The organism is Saprospiraceae bacterium, from assembly GCA_016710235.1.
Classification (GTDB): domain Bacteria; phylum Bacteroidota; class Bacteroidia; order Chitinophagales; family Saprospiraceae; genus Vicinibacter.
The window spans coordinates 2410724-2425417 of the sequence record JADJLG010000001.1 but is presented as its reverse complement, the minus strand read 5'-3'; the positions used below and the strand labels follow the sequence as shown (position 1 = coordinate 2425417).

The following is a 14694-nucleotide window of genomic DNA, read 5'->3' as shown; positions in this document are numbered from 1 at the left end:
CGATGTTTGAGCATAAGATTGACTTGAGGGTGCGATACAGCGAGACTGACAAAATGGGTTTTGTATATTATGGCAATTATGCTGCTTACTACGAACTCGGAAGAGTGGAAGCGCTGCGAACATTGGGATTGAGCTATAGAGATCTCGAAGATGATTTTAAAATTTTTATGCCCGTGATGAGTCTTTCTGTAAAATATCTCCGCCCGGGAAAATATGATGACCTTCTCCGCGTACATACCAAAATACCCTATCTGCCTAAGGACGATATACTTTTTGTTTCTGAGATTTTTAATGAAAGTGGGAAGTGTATAAATCGCGCAGAAGTGTTGCTGTGTTTTCTCAGTGCAGAAACTAAAAAAAGAATCGACGCACCAGACATGATTGTTTTACCATTGAAGAGTTATTTTGAATAAATTTATCTCCGGGCGGATCACCAAACTGCTCAACAGCAGCTTTTTCATTGGACTGAAAACCTGGTCAAAAAATGTCACCATTCCAGGATTTCAAAGAGTATCATTGTACACAACATTTACTTTTTTGTACCTGGAATTGAAAAGAAATGATTTGAATCTGAGAGCCAGTGCCATTTCGTATAGTTTTTTCCTTGCATTATTTCCAGCACTCATTTTCTTTTTTACACTTACGGCTTATTTACCTGAAAGCCTGCATTTTTTCACTACGATGGAAGATTCTCTCAAAAAACTCGTCCCTGACAAAGCAGAAGAATTTTTTTGGGATAATATCATTGTCGGTCTCTTGCCTCAAGCGAAAGGCAGCATACTTTCTATTGGATTTGTGATGTCTATTTACTTTGCCTCCAACGGATTGTTGGCACTGATGCAGGGATTTGACAAAACCTACAATTCCAGTTTCAGAAAAAGAAGTTGGTGGGAAAAAGAACTCGTGGCTTATTTCCTGACTTTTCTGCTGGCATTGCTCTTTATCATTTCGATGATCGTCATCATCCTGAGTGGCCAGATTTTCAATTGGATCGGGTCATATTTTGAATTGACACATTTTTTTCTGGTGGTCGTCCAGTTGAGTAAATACGTCCTGCTGTTGATTTTGTTTTACATTATCATAGCTGTGATTTACCGCTTCGGACCTGCACTTCACAAGCCATTTGAAGGTATTTCCCCGGGAGCTGTATTTGCTACAGCAGGCTCACTCATCACTTCTACTTTGTTTGGTTACTTCGTGGACAATTTTGGCAACTACCACAAAATTTATGGAGCCATTTCTGCTCTCATCATAGCCCTGATCTGGATTAGGATCAATGTGATGATATTGATATTGGGATTTGAGCTGAATGCTGCCATAGCAGTCAACAGAGATATTGGTCAAATCATCAAAAAACGTTCAGATTCAGATAGCATTTCTGAAGAAGACATTTAATTTTTGTGCAGCAGCGGCACTTGCTCCCAGGTATGAAATGAGATCTTCTCCCAGCACAATTTTTTGGGGCACTTCGTGCATATAGTAAAAAGCTTTATTGTAAAGGAGTGGTTGCTCCGCAGCATCTTCTTTAAATTGCTTGGGTATTATTTTGGATTTTTCTCCTTGTATCTCACCGAATACTTTTACAAAATCTTTGTCAGCTATCAGCTTTTTAAACTCGATGCCATGTTCCGCAATGTAGTACCTGATTTTTTCCAGAGTCTTGGTGTCAGGATTATATATTCCCGCATAGAGCATCATTTTATCTTTCTGTAACTCAACATAAAAACCGGGTACGATCAGATTTTTCCTTCCACCGGCGCTAATGATAGCGGACATATGGGTTTTGTAAGGGGACTTGTCGCTGCTGAATCTGACGTCGCGATAGATGCGAAAAATCGCTTCTTTGGCGGTGATCACAATTTTCGGGTCTATTGCCTGAAATTCGTCGATCAGGTTTTCTATAAAATCCCGAAAAGGTACTTCCAAATCATTTTGAAAACGCGACTTGTTGGCATGAAACCATTCTCTGTCGTTATTTTGCTCTAGTTCTTTGAGAAAGTCCAGTGATTTCTTTGTAAAATATTTCATTGCTATCCTTACTTGCATTTTTTTCTTGACCTGCGATCTCACTTCCTTATATCATCATTCGCCTACGAAGATAAGGGATAATCTCCCAAGAGTTGGATATTTCACTGATGCGCCAGATGTCAAGCACCATTTTTTTGAGCGCCTGCCGGCGTTGTACCATCATGTACGGAATGCATTGAAATGACCGGCTTTCTTTTAACAATCATGGACCTTACATTTTGACAGCAATCAGGCTTACAAGGCAGCCGCAGACATTACCTTTGCATCATGATCTATAGATTCAAGAATTTTATTCCGGTCATCCATCCTACTGCCTTTGTACACCCATTGGCGGTGGTCACAGGATGCGTGAGTATAGGAAAAAATGTGTATGTAGGACCTTATGCCATATTGCGTGGAGACTTTGGTGAAATACAGGTTGATGCAGGGTGCAATATTCAGGAGCATTGTCTGGTACATATGTTTCCCGGAGTCAAGGTGTGGTTGAAAGATAACTGCCACGTGGGCCACGGAGCTATCATCCACGGCGCCACAGTTGGAAAAGATTGTCTGTTGGGGATGAACTCGGTGATCATGGATGACAGTAACATCGGGGATGAGTGTATTATCGGGGCTATGAGTTTTGTCAAAGAAGGCAGTGTGTTTGAACCCCGCTCCCTGGTAGTTGGAAATCCGGCTAAGAAAATCAAAACCGTTTCTGACGAAATGTTGCGATGGAAGGACAAGGGCACTGAACTATACCAACAACTCGCTGCCGAATGTCATACGGAACTGGAAGAGGTCTCTCCACTCACAGAAAAACCCGCTGACTATCCTACTCCTGCCGGTACTTACGCCTCCTGGGGAAGGAAAAACTCCTGACCCCGGGTATAGCTCCCTATGGAGTTCAAACTGCCTTGCTTCAGGCATGAATCTGAGCAGAGCAGCACAGTACATCAGGCATGAAAAGATCCGTATCACGATGCCCTCTCTACAGGCAGCTTGCGCCGGAAAAACTACATTCATCGGAAAATCCAAGGACTTCATTATATGGACTTATAGGCAATAATACCTACCTTTACCATTCATCCAATAGGTCCAAAATGAATCAAGGCTATGTCCTGTCACAGATCAGTGATGGAGTTTGTACCATTAGTTTTTTCCATCCTGCACACAATTCTCTCCCTGCATATTTGCTCAGGGAACTCAGTATCAAAATAGAAGAAGCCGGACATTCGCCGGATGTGCATCTGATTGTACTTCGTTCCGAAGGGGAGAAGACATTCTGCGCGGGAGCGAGCTTTGATGAACTGGTACGTATCGAAAACGAATCACAGGGTCTCGAATTTTTCTCCGGATTCGCCAGGGTGATCAATTCCATGAGAAAGTGTCCAAAAATCATCGTCGCACGCGTCCACGGACGAGCGATAGGAGGAGGAGTCGGATTAGCTGCTGCTTCGGACTATGCCCTGTCCTGCGATTGGGGCACCATCCGCCTCAGTGAACTGGCTGTAGGCATCGGACCCTTTGTGATCGGGCCCGTGGTACAGCGCAAAATAGGTATCTCGGCTTTTACACAGCTCAGTCTCACTCCTGCAGATTGGCAAACTGCTGAATGGGCAAAATCCAAGGGACTTTACCAGGAAGTTTTTGAAAATGTAGAAAAACTGGACAACTATCTATGGCATTTCATCAATCAGCTCAAAGGATACAACCCTGAAGCACTCTCCGAACTCAAAAAAATATTCTGGGAAGGCACCGAAGATTGGGACTCACTCCTGACCAACAGAGCTGCTATCAGTGGCAGGCTGATATTGTCACCATTTTCTAAAAACGAAATCGCCAGATTCAAACAAAAATCGAATTCTTGAAGACTAAACTGACCAGAGACCTATTGCTCCGCAGCTACAAGCTGATGACGACTGCCAAGGCGATGACAGACTTGTACGAAGCAAATTTCAAATTTGTGTCTAAATATGTACATGCGACTTCCAGGGGCCACGAGGCTGTACAAATCGCAATGGGATTGCAGCTGAAAGCGACGGATTTCCTGTCCGCATATTATAGAGACGATGCCTTGCTACTCAGTATTGGTATGCAGCCTTACGAGCTCATGCTCCAACTGATGGCCAAGCGCGACGATCCCTTTTCCGGCGGACGAACCTACTACTCCCACCCAAGTCTGAGAAGAGACGATAGGGTCAAAATACCTCACCAGTCTTCAGCTACAGGGATGCAAGCGATCCCTACCACAGGCATCGCCATGGGATTGCAATATCGCAGGGCTATGGGTCTTGATCCGGCTGACAGCGACAAGGTAGTGGTCTGTTCCCTGGGAGATGCCTCCATCACTGAAGGGGAAGTGGCTGAAGCATTTCACATGGCCTCACTCAAAAAAATGCCTATACTCTACCTCGTCCAGGACAATGAATGGGACATCTCCGCTCATTCGACAGAGATCAGGAGAGGTAATGCTGTGGACTATGCCAAGGGGTTTCCCGGAATGAAAGCGATCACTATAGACGGCACCAATTTCTCCACCTGCTATCAGGAAATCCAAGCAGCACTCGAATACCTGAGGTCGGGCAAAGGACCCTATCTGGTCCACGCCAAAGTACCTCTGCTCAACCACCACACATCGGGTGTGCGGAAGGAGTGGTACCGCGACGACCTCGACAAGGCCCTGGCAGCGGATCCACTGCCCAAGCTCAAGGACTATATGCTCAGGAATGAGTTCAGCGATGAGGAGCTCGAAGAGATAGAGCGCGAAAGCGTACAGGCAGTCTCCTCAGACTTCGAAAGGGCCAGAGCAGCAGAAGATCCACGCCCTGAGGATCTCTACCTGCATGACTATGCCCCTACTCCTGTACTGCATGAATCCGGGACAAGATGCCCGGATCAAGCAGAAGAAAAAGTGATGGTGGACTGCGCACTGTTTGCTATAGAAGAGCTTATGAGCGCTTATCCCGAATGTCTGCTCTATGGCCAGGATGTCGGCAAGAGATTGGGAGGCGTATTTCGGGAGGCAGCTACGCTGGCACAGAAGTTTGGAGATCACAGGGTATTCAATACACCCATCCAGGAAGCATTCATCGTAGGGAGCACCGTAGGTATGTCGGCTGCAGGACTCAAACCTATCGTAGAGGTGCAGTTTGCGGATTATATCTGGCCGGGACTGAACCAGCTCTTCACCGAGGTGGCCAGGTCCTGCTACCTCAGCAATGGCAAGTGGCCCGTGTCCATGATCCTGCGCGTACCCATAGGTGCCTATGGCAGTGGAGGACCATATCACTCGTCGAGTGTCGAGACTATAGTCGCCAATATCAAGGGAGTCAAAATCGCCTACCCTTCCAACGGCGCTGACCTCAAGGGTCTGATCAAGGCCGCCTACCACGACCCCAATCCCGTGGTCATCTTCGAACACAAGGGGCTGTACTGGTCAAAAGTACCCGGTACAGAAGCTGCCAGGTGCAAGATGCCCGACGAATCCTATATCTTACCCTTTGGCCAAGCTCGGGTGGTGCTCGAGGCTGAGACATCTCCAGCACAGAGCACCCTGACCATCGTGAGCTATGGTATGGGTGTGCACTGGGCACTGAATGCTGCGACAGCCTTCGATCAGAGGATTGAGATCATCGACCTGCGCACGATCGCCCCACTCGATCTGGATACCGTCTATGTCTCGGTGAGAAAGCATGGCCGCTGTCTGGTCGTGACAGAGGAGACGATAGACAACTGTTTTGCACAAAGTCTGGCCGCCAGGATACAGGAAGACTGTTTCAGCTCGCTGGATGCCCCTGTAGTGACTGTAGGCTCACGCAATCTGCCGGCAATACCGCTGAATTCCACATTGGAAGCGGAGATGCTGCTCAATGCAGAAAAACTCCAAGTCAAGATCGCCGAACTGCTGCGATACTGATTTCCAAGCAGCAAAGTAGCGGTATCAATTCCAACTGCCTTTTGAGAATATTCAGGGAGTGCCCCCTGCGCACGAAGTCCTTGGGGTCGCCGTCCTGTGAGGTTCGCTCTTCGCTCCGTCAGCCTGGTGCGGCTGACCTGCTGCGCAGCTCTCCGGCCGGCTCACTCTAAGGAAAGAAGTCTGAGAAAATAATCCTGAATCCACTCAACAAAATGAGACTAAATCCTCCTTATATTTGCTTGTCAAAGCTCAAACCGCCCTTAAAAATGAAAAGAAACCCTGGTCACATAGAAGATATATACGCAAATTGATGAATTGAGATGTTGAAAGTAAGAATTTTAATATTAATGGTGATTATAAGCTGCAAAGACACTTCTTATGATAGTAATAAAACAAATATTTCACAAATAGTAAGTTGTGATTATAAATTTACTACGGGTGAGCCAACAAAAAGAGAATTCGAATATGATACATCAATTCAATGGAAATCATTAAATAACAATGAAGAATTGTTTGTTTCAAATTTTATTGGACTTGCGTTTAAGATTTCATACAATTATCAAGATACTCAATATCATTTTGACGTATTTGACTCTACTTTATATTATGCTGAAGGAACAAATTATAATAAATATTACAAAAGAGGTGAAGGTCAACAAATGTTCTTTGATAAAGAAAAAAAGTATAAGGATTCAATTAAAATAGGTAACAAAATAATAAAAAGATTTGAAAGCCAAGGATTTGAAACTATTAGTTATTTATTTACATTGTGGGAACTTATAGATTCAAACAAATTAAAGTTCATTTCAGTTTTAGATAAAATTCTATTGGAAGGCATCGGTATTGTTTGGATAGATACAATAGTTAATAATTAAAACAAAACTTATATAATTGGAAAGTCACTTGGTGGTGATGGAGGTGATATGTGGGGGGCAGTGTGGGTTGTTAAATGGGTTCAGCCAAATAAATTAGAAGTAGTGGAAAGAATTGGTTGGAACTATGAAGCTAGTAATGAAGAGCAAGACCCTAATCCTTTAGATTACAAATTAAACGATAATGGAAGAATAATTATTCAAAGAATGAATATTGAAGGTGATAAGATGCTTATAGTTAAAGAGATAAATTTATTTGATGATTGAGTAAAGCGTATAACATTGTACTTACAATCATGCCGCCAATAAAAATCCATTTTTCACTTTTGGCTAATAATGAATATAAAATGTCTTACTTTTGGCTTCTTGACCAGTGGCGGCACGATGCAAGTACATGGCCGTTATAACCCCAATTACTGGCTTATTGAAGGTCAGGAAGGTGGACAATACAGTCCCAGAAGTATCCAAAATATGTTTCATACTCAAATCGAGAAAGCCGCTGTAGATAGTTATGCTACCGTTCATACACTCAGACACAGCTACGCTACTCACCTACTCGAACTGGGAGTAGATCTGAGAAGAATACAGGAAGCTTTGGGCCATAACTCTATCAAGACTACAGAAATATACACACATGTGCAGGATACGAACAAATACCGATTTCGTAGCCCGATAGACGATATGAACCTTTAGAATAAAAAAGCTCTCATTTGTTATCAAATACGAAATAAATCGAATAATTTTGTACAAAGACCTTAAAATGCCTTATAATATGCAAAGAAAGCCTATCACACATAGAAGATATATACGCCATAAAATATATACGCCATAATGGCGTATATATTTTATGGCGTATATAAAGATGTTATCAGATATGAAAAAGAAAAATATCTAACAAATTGAATACCAGATACTATAGAATTCTGGTATCAAAATATGAAAGACATGCTTCTGGCGAAGTATTCTTTAATTATCCGGGTAACGGGTGAAATATTTGTTCCGAAAACACCTAAAAACAAAGTAGGACATTATAATAAAACATTAAATATGAAAAAGTTATTTTATTTAGTTTTTTACATAATTTTTATTAGTTCTTGTTCGGAAGATAAAGATCTAACTTCAGAAGAAAATAGTTTTGATCTACTTTCAATGAGAGAAGATGAAATTACGTTAGTAAAAATTCCAATTTTTAATTCTGATAGTTCACGAATCATTAAAATGAGATATGAGATCTCATATTCTGGATTAACAAGTCCAAGAGTAAATGAATATGATATTGATTTTATCAGATCAAAAATAGAGACTCCAGGTTATTACTGGAAAATAATGGAAGATGTTAAAGAATTTGAAATTCTCGCATTTGGAAGTACAACACTTACAGCGGATCAAATTGATTTAATACAACAGACTAATGACTATCTAAGTACTCCTCGACCAGATCCTTGCGGCCAATTTGTTTCTTTAGGTGCACTTAAGAAGTTAGAGCTTTTCATAAATATGGTAAAAGATGACCCTTTTTTATTATATGGCGGAAAAGAGTGTTTAGAAAATTCACCATACTTCACACTTTGGTTGGAGCTAGGTACTATGGAAATTGAAGAATCTGTTTTAGCTTATCTAAATCAGGTCTTGGGTGGAAGTTCTAAAATTATGGGATTAAAAGATGCTTCTAATTTTGGAGGAGCAACTAATGTAGATTATCATTGTCTTAAGATTTGTACATTACCAAAATATCCAAACGGAGAAACATTTTCACTAGAGGATTTATTTCTTTACATTCGTACAATATTTTATGAAGATGCTATAGATAAAGCATGTAACGGTGACTTTACATTTTTCAATGATGAACAAGAAGTTAAGTGGTTTGATGATCCATTAGGGACCATATTTAATATTGACTTAGCGGATAATGGTGATGTTATTTGTTCAAAATTTTCGGAGAATGATAAGTCTTGGATATTTTCAACAATATGGAGCGATGGAGGTATGTTTAGTGGAAATGGTTTTCACCCAGTTAGTGGTAATAGGAAATTTGGTATTAAAATAGACCAAAATGGGTGTTATGAGTTTTATACAGCAGGTGTCGATAAATTAACAAATTGGTATCATGTATGGTTTGGGGGTGAGTCTGGTTATAAGGACGCTGATGAATACTGGGATTGTATTTTTAATAAGCTTAAAACTGAAATTGAAAGCTTACAAGGTGCTGGCACTACTTGTAGCTTTCATTGCAGACCAGATCTGAAAAAACTTCAGGAGGCATGGGAAAAATATTGTTTCAATCCACCTATTGAGAAAGTTAAGCCACCATGCATTCAATGTTTTTAAAATGAAAATAAAACTATTCATTTCGGGGTTGATTATTTGGATAGCATGCTTGATAATTAGAATTATTTATTTAGTTATAATAAAGGAATCAAATTTTTCAATAAGTAATTTTATTTTTGGTTTTAAGTTAAGTTTGTTTTTTTTTAGTCCTTTGCTCATTGTGATTCTTTTTATGCAGCATTTCGAAAACAAGTATACACTTCTAAAAAAATTTAACTTTACTTATAGTATATTAATTTTTGGATTTCTCGGATTTATTTACTTTAGTTTAGCATATAATATTAAATCTAATAATAATTCGGAAGTGTATCTCGAATCTTTTTATTCTTTAATTGCAGGAATAATTTATTATTTGTGCAACAGGTTATTAAGCAACAAATGTACTATGTAACTAAATCAGACTTTTACATCTGATAACAATGTATTTACGGAGATTGCTGCCAATGATCGAATGTTTCACTTTTAGTTTCAACAAAAAGTAAATATTCAATTCTTTGCTTTTTACATTTGACAAAGGCAGCTACCTCGTAAATACTAGCCGTTGTATGCTATTTTATCAAACCTTAATAATTAAACAATTAAATAAGAAATATGCTTTCAAAAAAATATCTAAATAGTGTAAAGAACTTACCTGCAATTATGAAAAAAATTGTAGAGGGTACTGCCCCAGAAAAATTTTCTATGGAACACCTTAAAAAAATTGGATTTAAAAGTAGTAATGACCAAGCTGTAATTGGACTATTAAAAGATATTGGATTTTTATCAGAAAGTGGTGTGCCAACTCAGATATATCATGAATATAGAAATCCTGCAAGGTCTCGACAAGTTTTAGGAGAAGTATTAAAAATCGCATATTCGGACATATTTCACTTAACAGAAAATCCAAGTAATAATGATAAACAATCAATTTCTGGGTTGTTCAAATCAACTCATAATGTAAGTGATCAAGTTGCAGGATTTATGGCTAATACTTTTTTAACTTTATTAGATTTAGCTGATATTAATTCCAAAACGATAATTAAAAAAGAGAAATCTACTACTCACCAAGTTAAAGAAAATGAAAATACTATTTCTGAAGTCCCAATTAGTGAAGTGAAAATTCCAATTATTCCAAATCTTCGATATAATATTGAAATTCACTTACCTGCGACAAAGGATATAGAAGTATATAATTCTATTTTTAAATCACTAAGAGAACATTTATTAAATGAGTAATAATTCAAATGTTAGAGAATGGATGTTTAGAGCATTGATGTTTGAAGCTGAAGCTGAAAATTTTAAATCTGCTGGTATACAAGTTGGAGCAGACAATGAACAAACTGAAAAATCATTAATGGGTGAATCATTAAGACCATTTTCAATACAAGCTAGGAATGAAGCTTTGAAAATGGCAAGAATTTATGCTCTTATTAATTGTTTTGAAAATTCAGTTAGAGATATTATCAAAGAAAGATTAAAGGATAAATATACAACAGACTGGTGGGAAAAAGGAGTTCCAAAAACTGTTAGAGATTTTGCACAAAAGAGACAAGAGGAAGCGCAGTTAAATTCTTGGCTTGAGGGTGACAATACTGAAATAATTGAGTTTACTCAATTTGGACATTTGTCTGATATTATTACACACAATTGGAATAATTTTTCTGATTTAATTCCAACTCAACATTGGTTAAAACAAAGATTTGATGAATTAGAAAAAGCGAGGAATTATATAGCACATAACAGATTATTACTTCCTTCAGAATTTAGAAGAATTGAGCAATATATTAACGACTGGGATAAACAAATTGGATTATAAAAAACAGCATACAACATTTAGCCGTATAGAAGAAAGCCCAAAGGAAAAATACAATAAAAAGCTAATCGTCACTTACAGATAATGATAAAATAAAACTACAACGGGCTTTCTGCTATACGGTGTTCAACGAGACCTCTTCTTAGGTGTCATAGTATATCAATTGAGTTTTTTTTAGGTCAAGCTTTTACTTTTTAGTAGTACAATTATTAGTTTTTTGCATAGCTTCATACAGAAAAATCTACATTAATTTTTCTCGAAGTAAATGTAAAACAATATTTATTTAAGGTAATTTTCATGGAATGTCGATGTTTATTAATGGAGAGCCTTTGTTTTGTATGGTCTTGACATCGATCAAAATGCCGTTGATGCAAATACTTGTTTTGATCAGGATTAATTTTCCAGTTTTGCAGATGGGACATAGACTTATGTCAATTCCTGTTTTGATCAATACGCGCAATTGAATTGGTATTTCCACTTTTGGCATTGGTGGCGGCAACTTCAGTTGATCATACAAGTTTGCTATACGCAGCTTTTTTCCACGGTGTGACAAATATCCGGCATGACGTGTATCATTCGGAGCAAGGGTTCCCACCAAAGAAAGTTCACATTTGGATAAGCAAGTGGAAAGTTGATTACCAGAATAGTCCCCAGAAAGACCTATGCCTATCTCAAAAATGGCTTGTTTTAAGCCTGTGGGAGTTCTTATTTTTTAAGCAAATATTCAGCGGTCTGTAAAAATATTGCTTTTATCACGTCTAAAATTAGGTTATATGAAATTTTACCAGGTGATTTATGCAGTTGAAAACAGAAAATATAGTATTTTCACAGTCTGCCGTTACCGGAAACCCTATGACGACAGTGCTAACATAAACTGACAGACAAAAAATGAACATTTTGACAAAACCCGACACCGACCGACACCGCTTTGAATGGCAAACGCTTCAGGAAAAAAAACAAAAAAAATTGCCAACGCACGAAAAAATTCTAATGCCAACGCACATTGCACACATTTGCCTTTGCCTGCTCACACACAAGCCAACCCAAAGGCAAAGTCAAAAGAGTGCAATCGTCAACGCTTTATCAGCACAATTTAACCGACAATCTTTATCTTTCACTTTTTTAATTTATCAAACATGGACATAACAGCCATACAAATATTTAAGGTTGATATTCACCAACAAGCAGTAGAGTCAATTGAGCAGTCAATTTATGGTGCTGACTTCAATACATACCTGCAAGGACTGGTAAATCTCATTACGACAGGTAGCAGTGGCAGAAACTTTAAGTTTGACAGTGACACAACAGAAGTAAGAGGACAGATTACAAAAATTATTGCAGGTGAAGAATTTCCAGCAATTGCATCAACAATTGTAACACGACTTTTGAAGAAAGAGCAAGAGGCACAAGCAAATATGTTGAAACTTGGAGTTGAAATTCAAAAGGGAATAGTTGTTCAGGCATTGGTGACAGAAAACAGCATCAACAAACTTGTTATTTGCAAAGCAGACCATAGCGATTTCCTAAATGAAATAAACTTTACGATCTCACGAGGACTACCATTAAAGAAAAAAGTTTTCAAAGCATTTGTTTGTTCGCTTAACAGCGACCAAACTGTTACAAATGTTTTGGTGTATGACACCAATCCAAACCTTTCTCATTATTGGTGGAAAGAGTTTTTAGAACTCACCAAAGTTTATTCGGACGAGGACAACACAGAAAATGCTTTTGAAGCAATTGACAAAGGTATTTTTACAAAAATTAAAAAGAAGCACCCACAAGATTATTTGCACTTGCGTAACAGCACAGTTCGCTATTTCAGAGCCAATGACAACTTTGACATGCAAGAGTATTTGGACAAAGCAATTGGAAACTACACTCCCTTTGATTCCAGCCTCGATGTTGCAGAAATCAAAACTCAAATCCGACAATTGCCCTCAAAACCAAGAACACCTTTTGACGAACATTTCACGATTGTAAAAGCAAAGATTAGGGCAAAATTTCTAAACACTATTCCATTGACAAGCCAAATTGATTTGCACTTGAAAGAAGATATTCCGAACCTTGAAACTATTATCACAGCCGAGAAAGATGCAGACGGAACAAGGTATGTAAAAATCAAATCCGAACAGGGCTACCAATATTTTAGCAACAGACAAAACGGAAATAGCTAATGCAATTCGCTGATAAGTTTCTTCACTGTTTTTTCTCTACTTATTCTCAAACAACTGTTTCAGAGAATGACAAGGAATTTATTTGTGAATTATCAGCAACAAACTTTTCACTGTCAGACATTGCTAGCATTCAAACTGCTTACAACTTTATACAACCAAGCGACCAACTAACTTTTATAATCACATTCGGTGATGCAGAACCAGTTTCACTTTATTCAACTTCACTTGACTTTGCAAAATTCAAAAAACAACTTGAGGATGAACACAAACATCAAGAAGGCGAACCAATCACAGCAACTTTTAAAATCACTAAAGGAAATGTTGCAAGCAACATTTCTATTTATGATTTAGAAATCTTCACAGCAACTCTTGAAAAATTATCAGTTGCAGAAGCATTTGCAATTTTCAATCGTGTTTTATCAAATACATCTTTTATAAACTTCAATGTGTTGAAACTTGACAAGTCATTCAACACTGCCAATATTTTCTTTACACAAGTAGGTGGTAACGCACCTACTCAAACATTTACTGATAGGCGTAAACGCCTTGACAGTATTCTTTCAGCAAGTAATTACACGAACATTGAAGAACACAACTTAACGCCTGATGATTTTCAAATGCAAACTGAAAATGCAAAACACAGCAAGCTGTGTTTGCTTTTCAATCATTATGCTGTTGTGCTTTCCGTTGTTTATTTGTTTGACATCACTACACTAAAAGCAAACGAACTTGAATTTAAAATCAACGGCTACAAATCAATAAAGGGGAAAGTTGATGTAAAAACATTGCCGATAAACGGCACAAATGAATATTTCAATATTTACAATTGGGTTTATTGTGCCGGAAACCTCAATGATAAAATAGGTTTAGCACGAAACATTATTTCCCTTCACTTTGAAAAAAGTGGAGAGATAGAATTGAAAGGGCATCCCTTTCAATCTATTCAATCCAGTTACAAAGTTTACGAGAAGCAGAACATCAAGCAATACATTGAAATCAGAAATAAAATTTCTGACCAGTTGCTTGACTTCAACAACAGAGCAAACAAAGTCATTGAAACTTTTGCAAGTGGTTTTCAAAAAAGTTCTTTGGCACTAATCACTTTTTACTTTTCAGCAATTGCAATAAAAGTTTTAGGCAACGGAGATTTTTTAAATGTGTTTACACTTGACACAACAGTTCTTTCAATTGTTTTTTTGTTCGGCTCATTCCTTTACTACTTAGTAGCAAAGTGGGAAGTGAAAGAACAACGGAAAAGATTTGTTGATAGCTACACAAATTTGAAAGAACGTTACACAGACCTTTTGGAGAAAGAGGACATTCAAAGAATCCTAAATGATGATAAAGAATTCAACGCTGATGTAGCATTCATAGATGGAAAACTCAAAAATTATAGCAACCTTTGGAAATGGTTTTTAGCAATACTGTTGGGAGGAACATTGTTTTTGTTCCTGACTTATAATCTTTCGCAGTTGTTTGATACGTTCCTTTGGAAAATGCTATTTGGGAAGGGATGTAATTGTTGAATTTACCAAGTAAAAATCGTAATAAATATTAAGTGAATAACTATCTTTGCCCTATAATATAACAATTAAAAAAAGT

Annotated in this window: 15 protein-coding genes; 13 read left to right on the top strand and 2 right to left on the bottom strand. The window is 38.2% G+C overall.

Annotated features, from left to right (window positions below):
- Positions 1–2: 2 nt before the first annotated feature.
- Both IPI99_09785 and IPI99_09780 read left to right on the top strand, forming a co-directional pair.
- Positions 3–413: an acyl-CoA thioesterase gene (locus IPI99_09785; GenBank protein MBK7340805.1), complete on the top strand. Its 411-nt coding sequence runs from the start codon at positions 3–5 to the stop codon at positions 411–413.
- Positions 406–1395, top strand: coding sequence for a YihY/virulence factor BrkB family protein (locus IPI99_09780; GenBank protein ID MBK7340804.1), 990 nt, complete (start codon positions 406–408; stop codon positions 1393–1395). The genes IPI99_09785 and IPI99_09780 overlap by 8 nt, the downstream gene beginning before the upstream one ends.
- Here IPI99_09780 and IPI99_09775 read toward each other — a convergent pair.
- Entirely contained in the window at positions 1366–2046 is a 681-nt protein-coding gene (locus IPI99_09775; GenBank protein MBK7340803.1) for a DUF2461 domain-containing protein, read from the bottom strand. The two genes, IPI99_09780 and IPI99_09775, sit on opposite strands and share 30 nt — an antisense overlap.
- Before the next feature lie 249 nt (positions 2047–2295).
- Here IPI99_09775 and IPI99_09770 point away from each other — a divergent pair, with 249 nt between their 5' ends.
- The 9 genes from IPI99_09770 to IPI99_09730 all read left to right on the top strand — a co-directional run bounded on the left by IPI99_09770 (position 2296) and on the right by IPI99_09730 (position 10921).
- On the top strand, positions 2296–2889 hold the full coding sequence (locus IPI99_09770; GenBank protein ID MBK7340802.1) for a transferase hexapeptide repeat family protein: 594 nt from the start codon (positions 2296–2298) through the stop codon (positions 2887–2889).
- Positions 2890–3110: 221 nt separating this feature from the next.
- Entirely contained in the window at positions 3111–3878 is a 768-nt protein-coding gene (locus IPI99_09765) for an enoyl-CoA hydratase/isomerase family protein (GenBank protein MBK7340801.1), read from the top strand.
- Between the two features lie 44 nt (positions 3879–3922).
- Positions 3923–5926, top strand: coding sequence for a tungsten formylmethanofuran dehydrogenase (locus IPI99_09760; GenBank protein MBK7340800.1), 2004 nt, complete (start codon positions 3923–3925; stop codon positions 5924–5926).
- 320 nt (positions 5927–6246) lie between these two features.
- On the top strand, positions 6247–6801 hold the full coding sequence (locus IPI99_09755) for a hypothetical protein (GenBank protein MBK7340799.1): 555 nt from the start codon (positions 6247–6249) through the stop codon (positions 6799–6801).
- Positions 6802–6861: 60 nt separating this feature from the next.
- On the top strand, positions 6862–7065 hold the full coding sequence (locus IPI99_09750; GenBank protein MBK7340798.1) for a hypothetical protein: 204 nt from the start codon (positions 6862–6864) through the stop codon (positions 7063–7065).
- Positions 7066–7134: 69 nt separating this feature from the next.
- Positions 7135–7491 (top strand): tyrosine-type recombinase/integrase, encoded by a 357-nt coding sequence (locus IPI99_09745; GenBank protein ID MBK7340797.1) that lies wholly within the window; start codon positions 7135–7137, stop codon positions 7489–7491.
- Positions 7492–7734: 243 nt separating this feature from the next.
- Positions 7735–9126: a hypothetical protein gene (locus IPI99_09740; GenBank protein MBK7340796.1), complete on the top strand. Its 1392-nt coding sequence runs from the start codon at positions 7735–7737 to the stop codon at positions 9124–9126.
- 639 nt (positions 9127–9765) lie between these two features.
- On the top strand, positions 9766–10341 hold the full coding sequence (locus tag IPI99_09735) for a DUF5343 domain-containing protein (protein MBK7340795.1): 576 nt from the start codon (positions 9766–9768) through the stop codon (positions 10339–10341).
- Positions 10334–10921, top strand: coding sequence for a hypothetical protein (locus IPI99_09730; protein ID MBK7340794.1), 588 nt, complete (start codon positions 10334–10336; stop codon positions 10919–10921). Before IPI99_09735 ends, IPI99_09730 begins: the two co-directional genes overlap by 8 nt.
- Before the next feature lie 292 nt (positions 10922–11213).
- On the opposite strand, the gene IPI99_09725 is transcribed toward IPI99_09730, so the two are convergent.
- Entirely contained in the window at positions 11214–11516 is a 303-nt protein-coding gene (locus IPI99_09725; protein ID MBK7340793.1) for a hypothetical protein, read from the bottom strand.
- Positions 11517–12054: 538 nt separating this feature from the next.
- Between IPI99_09725 and IPI99_09720 the strand changes: the two genes are divergently transcribed.
- Both IPI99_09720 and IPI99_09715 read left to right on the top strand, forming a co-directional pair.
- Positions 12055–13092: a nucleoid-associated protein gene (locus IPI99_09720; protein MBK7340792.1), complete on the top strand. Its 1038-nt coding sequence runs from the start codon at positions 12055–12057 to the stop codon at positions 13090–13092.
- Entirely contained in the window at positions 13092–14618 is a 1527-nt protein-coding gene (locus IPI99_09715) for a hypothetical protein (protein MBK7340791.1), read from the top strand. The genes IPI99_09720 and IPI99_09715 overlap by 1 nt, the downstream gene beginning before the upstream one ends.
- The last annotated feature ends 76 nt before the right edge of the window (positions 14619–14694 follow it).